General features: G+C 66.4%; 8 protein-coding genes. 1 reads left to right on the forward strand and 7 read right to left on the reverse strand.

The window, feature by feature from the left end; translation table 11 throughout:
• Positions 1-8 precede the first annotated feature (8 nt).
• From menE to VXJ37_RS18345, 6 genes are all read right to left on the reverse strand, one after another.
• Positions 9-1,571: an o-succinylbenzoate--CoA ligase gene (gene menE, locus VXJ37_RS18320; protein ID WP_331324466.1), complete on the reverse strand. Its 1,563-nt coding sequence runs from the start codon at positions 1,569-1,571 to the stop codon at positions 9-11.
• Between the two features lie 7 nt (positions 1,572-1,578).
• Positions 1,579-2,904 (reverse strand): MFS transporter, encoded by a 1,326-nt coding sequence (locus VXJ37_RS18325; protein ID WP_331324467.1) that lies wholly within the window; start codon positions 2,902-2,904, stop codon positions 1,579-1,581.
• Between the two features lie 120 nt (positions 2,905-3,024).
• Entirely contained in the window at positions 3,025-3,480 is a 456-nt protein-coding gene (locus tag VXJ37_RS18330; RefSeq protein WP_331324468.1) for a MaoC family dehydratase, read from the reverse strand.
• Between the two features lie 49 nt (positions 3,481-3,529).
• Positions 3,530-4,741 (reverse strand): acyl-CoA dehydrogenase family protein, encoded by a 1,212-nt coding sequence (locus VXJ37_RS18335; RefSeq protein ID WP_331324469.1) that lies wholly within the window; start codon positions 4,739-4,741, stop codon positions 3,530-3,532.
• 1 nt (position 4,742) lies between these two features.
• Positions 4,743-5,633, reverse strand: a complete 891-nt coding sequence (locus tag VXJ37_RS18340; protein ID WP_331324470.1) for an amidohydrolase family protein — start codon at positions 5,631-5,633, stop codon at positions 4,743-4,745.
• 2 nt (positions 5,634-5,635) lie between these two features.
• Positions 5,636-6,577, reverse strand: a complete 942-nt coding sequence (locus VXJ37_RS18345; RefSeq protein ID WP_331324472.1) for an SDR family NAD(P)-dependent oxidoreductase — start codon at positions 6,575-6,577, stop codon at positions 5,636-5,638.
• Positions 6,578-6,707: 130 nt separating this feature from the next.
• Between VXJ37_RS18345 and VXJ37_RS18350 the strand changes: the two genes are divergently transcribed.
• The gene (locus tag VXJ37_RS18350; protein WP_331324473.1) at positions 6,708-7,175 is read left to right on the forward strand and encodes a MarR family winged helix-turn-helix transcriptional regulator; all 468 of its coding nucleotides are present in this window, start codon (positions 6,708-6,710) and stop codon (positions 7,173-7,175) included.
• A gap of 67 nt (positions 7,176-7,242) precedes the next feature.
• Here VXJ37_RS18350 and VXJ37_RS18355 read toward each other — a convergent pair whose 3' ends face one another.
• Positions 7,243-8,067 carry a class I SAM-dependent methyltransferase gene (locus VXJ37_RS18355; RefSeq protein WP_331324474.1) on the reverse strand — a complete coding sequence of 275 codons (825 nt, stop codon included), beginning with the start codon at positions 8,065-8,067 and terminating at the stop codon, positions 7,243-7,245.
• Positions 8,068-8,210 lie beyond the last annotated feature (143 nt).

The following is an 8,210-nucleotide window of genomic DNA, read 5'->3' on the forward strand; positions in this document are numbered from 1 at the left end:
CACTGACGTCAAAGCTGCTTGCGGAGCTCCATTTTGCGGATCTTGCCGCTGGCCGTCCGGGGCATGTCTTCAACCACCACCAGCGACTTGGGGATCTTGTAGCGGGCAAGCCGCCCCTCCAGGAAGCCGCGCAACTGCTCCGCGGTCAGCGATCCGCCCTCGCGGAGGGTCACGATCGCCTGGGGAACCTCGCCCCATTTGTCGTCCGGGACGCCGATGACGGCCACGCTGCCCACGGCAGCGTGCTCTGAAATGACCGCCTCCACCTCCGCCGGATAGATGTTTTCTCCGCCGGAAATGATCATGTCCTTGAGCCGGTCCGAGACGAACAGGAAACCCTCCTCATCCCGGTATCCCATGTCGCCGGAACGGAACCAGGACCCGTCTGAGTAGCTGGCCGCGGTGGCTTCCGGGCGGTTCCAGTACTCCTTGATCACGTTGGGGCCGGAGATCTGGATTTCCCCCACCTCGCCCGGGGCCACCGTGCCGCCCATCGGGTCGGCAATCCGGACGTCGGTGAAGAAATGCGGCAGGCCCGCCGAACCGGCCTTCTCCCCTGAACGGTCCACAGGGAGCATGGTAACGCCCGGCGCGGTTTCGGTCATGCCGTAGCAGCTGGTGAAGCCGATGCCGCGGTCCTCGTACGCGTCCAGGACCCGCCGCGGAATGGCGGAACCGCCGCACGTCAGCTTGTCCAGGGAGCCAAGATCAGCGGACGCCCAGCCGGGATGTTCGCACAGCATCTGGAACGTGGTGGGCACCCCGTTGAGGGTGGTCACCTTGTGCTCCCGGATCAGGTCCAGGACGCGGGCGGGATCGAACCTGGCCTCGAGCACTACCGTGGCACCCTTCAGGAGCATCGGCAGCAAGCCCATGTCCAGCGATGCCACGTGGAACAGCGGCGAGATCATCAGGGCCACGTCGTTGCGGTTGATGTCCATGTCCACCACGGTGTTAATGCAGTTCCAGGTGATGTTCCCGTGGGTCAGGAGGGCGCCCTTGGGCTTGCCGGTGGTTCCTGAGGTGTAGAGGATCATGGCGCCGTCGTCGTGCCCCACCGGAACATCGGGGTGTTCGGGGGCAGCTGCCCGCAGCGCCTCCCCGTAGTGCTCCACCGTGACGGAGTGCCCGACGGCGGCCGGTGACTTTGGCGCAGAAGGTTCCGTCCCGCCGTCGGCCGCTACGACGAGGCGGTGGGTCACGTCAGTGCCCGCCACCGCGAGGGAGGCGGACTCCTCCAGGGCGGCGGCGTTGACCAGGAGCCGGGCTCCAGAATCCTGCAGCTGGAACTGCAGCTCAGGCGGTGCGAGCCGGGTGTTCAGCGGGACGAAGATGGCGCCGAGGAGGCCGCAGGCGAAGAACGTCTCCACGAAGGACGGGTGGTTCTCCCCCAGGTACGCCACCCGGTCCCCCTTCACCACTCCCCTGTCCCGGAGCGCGTTGGCCAGGCGGTCCGTGCGCGCGGCCAGCTCTTCGTAGCTCAGGGTGCCAGCGGCTGAGAGCAGGGCCGTCTTGGCGCCTGATTTGTGCCGGCGGCGCTGCAGCCAGGAGCCAACTCCGTTGTTGTCCATGGTTCTCCTAACGGACCGTGGTGAGGTCGTTGTTCTTAGATTCCCGCGTCAGGGCGATGAAGACAATCGAGACCAGCGCCATGACGGACAGGAAGACCACCACCGGGAGGATGTCCTGGCCGGAGTCCTTGTAGAGACCGGCGATGATGCCCGGGGTGAAGCCTGCGCCGATGAGGGTGGCCAGCTGGTAGCCCACGGCGGCGCCGGTGTACCGGGAGGTGGTGCCGAACTGTTCGGAGACGAAGGCCGCCAAGGGTCCGTAGAGGGACGAGTGCAGGATGAGCGCCACGGTGAAGGCCACGAACACCAGGCCCACATTGCCGGAGCCGAGCATGCCGAACATCGGGAACAGGTAGGCGATGAACAGGGTCAAGCCGGCGATCATCACCGGCCTGCGGCCGAAGCGGTCCGAAAGGCGGCCGCCCAGGAGGACGAAGACGATGGAGATGGCCGAGGCTCCGGCGAAGGCGTAGAGCACGCCCTGCTGCGGTGCGCCCTTGGATACGGCGTAGGTGACGGAGAAGGTGGGCAGCACCACCTGGAGGCCGAACCCGGCAGCCCCGGCGAACATGATCATGATCAGCGCCTTGGGCCGGCGGAGCACGTCCAGCAGCGGGATCTTGCGCTTGGCGCCCTGTGCTTCTTCCTTGGCCACGGCCTCGGCGAAGATGGGGCTTTCGGAAACCCGCAGGCGGACGAACATGCCCACGATCAGGAGCACGAAGGACAGCAGGAACGGCACGCGCCAGCCCCAGGCCAGGAAGGCGTCCTGCGGCAGGGCCGAGAAGATGCCCATCACCACGGTGCCCAGCACGGCCCCGGTGGGGGCGCCGGCGTTGACGAAGGAGGCTGCGAAGCCGCGCCGTTTGGGGTCGGCGTGCTCCAAGGCCATGAGTGCGGCACCGCCCCATTCACCGCCGACGGCGATGCCCTGGCAGACGCGCAGCAGCACCAGGAGTACAGCGCCCCACGGCCCGATCACGCCCGCACCCGGAATCACGCCGATCAGGGTGGAGGCAATGCCCATCATGGCCATGGAGATGATCAGCATCCCCTTGCGGCCCACCTTGTCCCCGAAGTGGCCGAAGATCACCCCACCCAGCGGCCTGGCCACGTACCCCGCCGCGAAGGTGGCATAGGCGGCGACGACGCCCACCCATTCATCGGTTCCGGCAAAGAAAACCTTGGGAAAGGCTACTGCTGCGGCCGTGGCGTACAGCAGGAAGTCGTAGAACTCGATGGTGCTGCCCAGATAGCTGGACAGGATGACCGTGCGCGCTTCCTTGCGCTTGGCGGCCGTGCCCGCGGGTGCGAGCGTGGTGTGTCCGGACATGGCTGTTCCTAAAGACGGAGGAATGGGGTGTGAAGGTAAGGCTTTTTGGGGTTGCCTGGGGAGGCGGTGCCGCCGGGGCGCCGCCTGTGGCGTGGAACTGCTGTTACTGGTGGAAGCGGCTTACTTATAGAAGCGGGCGAGGAATTCGGCGACGACGGCCGGGCGTTCCTGGCCTTCGATCCCGATGGTGGCGTTGACCTTGATCTGGGCGCCGCCCTTGACCTCGGTCACCTCCGCGATAGCCGCCTGCATGCGGACCTTGGAGCCCACCGTCACCGGGGAGGTGAAACGGACCTTGTCCAGGCCGTAGTTGACCTTGGTGGTGACGCCCTCGACGTCGAACAGCTCGCCCCAGAACGGGATGATCAGGGAGAGGGTGAGGAAGCCGTGTGCGATGGGTGCACCGAACGGGCCGTCCTTGGCGCGCTCGGGATCGGTGTGGATCCACTGGTGGTCATCGGTGGCGTCGGCGAACAGGTTGATCTGTTCCTGGGTGATCTGGCGGTAGTCGGTGGTGCCGAGGTCCTTGCCGGACAGGGTGAGCAGGGTGTCGAAATCGACGACGAGATTGGGCATCGTTGCCTCCGGGTCTTGTTGGGTGGGGTTACGTGTCGTGGTGCTGGGTTTAGCGGGTGAAGGCGCTTTCGCCGGTGAGGGCGCGGCCGATGATGAGGGCGTTGATCTCGTGGGTGCCTTCGTAGGAGTAGACGGCCTCGGCGTCGGCGTGGAAACGCGCGACGTCGGCCGCGAGGGTGATGCCGTTGCCGCCCACCACTTCGCGGGCCAGGGCTACGGTGTCGCGCATGAACAGGGACGTCTGCATCTTGGCCAGCGCCGAGTCCTGGTCCCGGTAGATGCCTTTGGCTTGCTGTTCCGTGAGGCGGACCACCAGAGACAGGCTGGCCGTGACGTTGCCGAGCATGCGGGCCAGTTTCTCCTGGACCAGCTGGAAGGAGCCCAGGGTCCGTCCGAACTGGCGGCGTTCGTTGACGTAGCCGAGGGCGGCCTCGAAGGCGCCGGCGGCGATGCCGGTGGCGATCCAGGCGACGTCCGAGCGCATGGCCCGGAGCATTGCGGCCACGTCCTTGAAGGAGTTCACGTTGTGCAGGCGCATGGCCTCGGGGACGCGGACACCGGTGAGGGTGATGTGGGCGTTTTGCATCATCCGCAGCGAGGTCTTGCCCTGGATTTTCTCCAGGGTGACGCCATCCGCGGTGCGGTCCACCAGGAAGGCCTTGACTTGCCCGTCTTCGGTGTCCCTGGCGAAGACCGCCAGGACATCCGCGGTGGAGGCACCTCCGATCCAGCGCTTGGCCCCGTCAAGGATCCAACTGCCGTCGGCCTGCCGCCGGGCGGTGGTGGAGAGTCCGCCGGCGATGTCCGACCCGGACTCAGGTTCGGTCAGTGAGAACACGCCCTTGAGCGAGAAGTCGATGACCTGGGGCATCCACTCTGCCTGCTGTTCCTCGGATGCTCCCACCCGGATGGCGGTGCGGAACAGGCCGGCCTGGGCGGTGTACCAGGTAGCCAGCGAGACGTCGGTGCGGGCAAGTTCGAAGATCCGGAAGCCCTTGTAAATGCCGCGGGCCGGACCGTCCGACGCGAGTTCGGCCGGTTCCATCAGGTCCAGGTCGATCAGCGGCCGGGCGAGCTGCTCCGGAAACTCGCCGCGTTCCCAGTACTCGGCCAGGAGGGGCTTGGCCTCCGCGTCCAGGAAGGACCGCAGCCGGGCGAGCACCCGGCGCTCTTCGAGCGTGAGGAGGGACTCGGCGTCGTACCAGTCCGCCGCTTCGTACAGCCGGGCACCCAGGCCGGCTTCCGCCGTCGTGCTTCCCATGTCAGTCACCCAGCCCGAGGAGGCGGACGGCGTTGTCCTTGAGGATTTTGGGCCGGACCTCGTCCTTCAGCGGGAGGTCCGCGAAAGCGCCGAGCCACTTCTGCGGGGTGATCAGCGGGAAGTCGGTGCCGAACAGCACCTTGTCCTGGAGGTAGGAGTTGGAAGCCTTCACCAGGGATTCCGGGAAGTACTTGGGCGACCAGCCGGAGAGGTCGATGAAGACGTTGGCCTTGTGCGTGGCGATGGAGTTGGCCTCGTCCTGCCAGGGGACGGACGGGTGGGCCATGATGATCTGCAGGCCAGGGAAGTCGGCGGCCACGGCGTCCAGGAGGAGCGGGTTGGAGTAGGCGAGCTTGATGCCAAAGCCACCCGGCAGGCCCGCGCCCATGCCATTCTGGCCGGTGTGGAAAATGGCCGGCAGGCCCAGTTCCTGGAGGGTTTCCCAGAGCGGGTAGAAGCGCTCGTTGGACGGGTCGAAGCCCTGCAGGGACGGGTGGAACTTGAAGCCGCGGGCGCCGAGTTCGATGGCCTGGTGCTTGGCCCCGGCGATGGCGTCCTCGCCGGTGCGCGGGTCCACACTGCCGAACGGGATCAGGACGTCGTTGTTCCGGGCGGCGCCGGCGATGAGTTCGGGGATGCTGTTGGGCTCGTGCTTGAGCTGGATACGGGCGTCCACGGTGAAGACGACGGCTGCCATGTTCAGTTCGCGGTACACCTCGGCGATGCGGTCCAGGGACGGAGTCCGGTCCTCGGCCTTGAAGTACTTGGCCGAGGCCTCGGTGAGCGCCTCCGGCAGGGAGCCGTGGCCGCAGCTGTCCACCTCCAGGTGGACGTGCATGTCGATGGCATCGAGCTCTGCCGGGTCGATGGCCAGTTCATAACGGTCTGCCATGGTCAGCGGGCCTCGGCAGGCTGTGCCGGCTTCAGGTCCTCCGGCAGCGGGAGGAATTCCTCGCCATAGCTCTGGAGCGTCTCCGCGGTGAACAGCTGGCCGGCATTTTCCTGCAGCGCCTCGTAGCTCCAGCCGCCCTCGCGGTACTCGGTGGTGGCCGCTTCCGGGTGGGTCCAGACCTGCAGCCGGTCACCGCCGGCACCGATGGCCTGGCCGGTGATGTTGGCTGCCCCGTCCGAGGCGAGGAAGGCGACGAGTCCGGAGACGTCGTCGGCCGTTCCAAAGCCCAGGTCGTGGCGGAAGAAGGGGGGCATGGCCTCGCCGCGCTCGTCGGCCTCAACGGCTTTCTGGAAGTAGGGCACGGTCTTGGTCATGGCGGTGGCTGCCACGGGGATGACGCTGTTGACCGTGACGCCGGCCTTCTTCATTTCCAGTGCCCAGGTGCGGACCATGCCCACGATGCCGGCCTTGGCGGCGGCGTAGTTGGTCTGGCCGAAGTTGCCGCGCTGGCCGGTGGGCGAACCGATGGTGATGATGCGGCCCTGGATGTTGTGTTCCTTGAAGTAGGCGTAGGCCTCGCGGACGCAGGTGAACGTGCCCTTGAGGTGGACGTTGATGACCAGGTCGAAGTCCTCGTCTGTCATTTTCAGCAGGGACTTGTCGCGGAGGATCCCGGCGTTGGTGACCAGGATGTCCAGGCCGCCGAACGCGTCCACGGCTCCGGCCACCAGGGCCTTGGCTGCGTCCGTGGTTCCCACCGGGACCACCACGGCGGTGGCCCGGCCGCCGTCGGCCTCGATCTGCGCGACGGCCTGCGCGGCAGTGTCAGCGTTGACGTCATTGATGACCACGGCGGCGCCTTGGCGGGCCAGTTCCCTTGCGTAGGCAAGGCCGAGGCCCTGCCCGCTGCCGGTGACGATTGCAACCTTGCCGTTCAAGCTCATGGCCTGCTCCTTCGCATGCGCCGGCCGAAGCCGTTGGGGTGGCCCCACGGTGGTGTGAGATCCTTGTTGGATTCAATGAAATTACGGATCATTGAAAAAGTCAACGATTGTTTTTTACACCGGAGTTGTGATGGCCACCTTGGGCACCGAAGTTCAGACCCCCCGCCTTGCGGCAGCGAGGATCGGCAGCGACGTGGGCCTGCTGCTCGCCAAGCTGCACGCGGCCGGCTCGCTGCTGAACAACAAGGCACTGGCGGACTTCGGCCTGCGGGAGCGTTCCTTCTCCGTCCTGACGCTGGCGTGCAGCGGGCTGGAGCCGACTCAGCGGGAACTGGCGGACTTCCTCAGCCTGGACCCCAGCCAGGTGGTCACCCTGGTGGATGACCTCGAACGCCGCGGCCTGGTGGTGCGCGCGCAGGGAAAGCAGGACCGGCGCGCCAAGATCATCGTCTCCACTGCCGAGGGGCGGAAGATGCACACCAAGGCCCGCGCCGCACTGGACGCGGCGGAGCTGGACCAGCTTGCCGCGCTGTCGGACGGGGAATCGCAGGAATTGAAGCGGCTGCTCCGCAAGGCGCTGTGGGGTGCAGCGGAGTAGGCGGGAGCTATGCCCCTGCCCGGCATGCATGTCAGGACCGTGGAGGAGCAGGGGACGACTCTGGCGATCAGGACGGCTTTGAGCAGGCAAACATGACGGTCCTGATGCGTCGCTCGGCGAGGTTCGCCACCTGATTCGCAGTCATCTGCGCGAAGCTGTCGCCAAGGAAGGTCGCGAAAGTCACCGGTGGTGGCCCCTCCCGCCGGATTTTGGCACGCATGTGCTGGAACCAGGCAAGGCTTTCGTCCGACGAGTCGACCTCCGAGACGACATCGAAACCCGCTGCCGGCAGGAGTCCGCGCATGTCATCCAGGGTCGCGGGGAAACTTGTTGACGGGTCAGCGGCCCACGGCACCGGGTAGTGCACCTCGCCGCCTTCACCCTGCAGCACGTCGTAAACCACGAACGTGCCGCCCGGCCGGAGGACCCGGAAGGCTTCCGCATAGAGCGCGCGCTTGTCGGGGATGTTCATCGCCACGTGCACGGTCATCGCTGCATCCACAGAGTCGTCGGGAAGACCGGTGGCTGTTGCGTCGCCAACCTGGAAGCTGGTCAGGTCCGACAGGCCTGTCCATTCCGAGAGCGCCGTCGCCACCTGGCAGAACTCAGGAGTGAGGTCGATACCCGTGACCGTGCACCCGCTCAACTCGGCGAGCGTCCGGGCCGGCCCGCCCAATCCGCTCCCAAGGTCAAGCACATGGGAGTCGGGAGTGAGGGCGAGTTTCTCCATGATTTCCAGAGTTGCCCTGCGGCCGCGGATGTGGAATTCATCAACAGCAGCGAGGTGGGCCGGCTGCAGCGATGCGCGGTCCACGCCCGCCGCGTCCAGGGCAGAACTAATGGCAGCCAAAAGTTGCCCGGGGCCGGTGTAGAAGGCTGACACTTGGTTCATGGCGCCATCCTCACATCGGCTTACGCCAGGGTCAACGGGAATCGCGCCTGCCTATGGTGTCGGGTGTTCCCAGTCTTGGCGCGGGTTACGCGTCGTGGCGCGTTTTACCAGTCGTGGACGGTGCCGTCGACGAGGCGGTTGTA

It is taken from the genome of Pseudarthrobacter phenanthrenivorans (assembly GCF_036455295.1).
Taxonomy (GTDB): Bacteria; Actinomycetota; Actinomycetes; order Actinomycetales; family Micrococcaceae; genus Arthrobacter; species Arthrobacter phenanthrenivorans_C.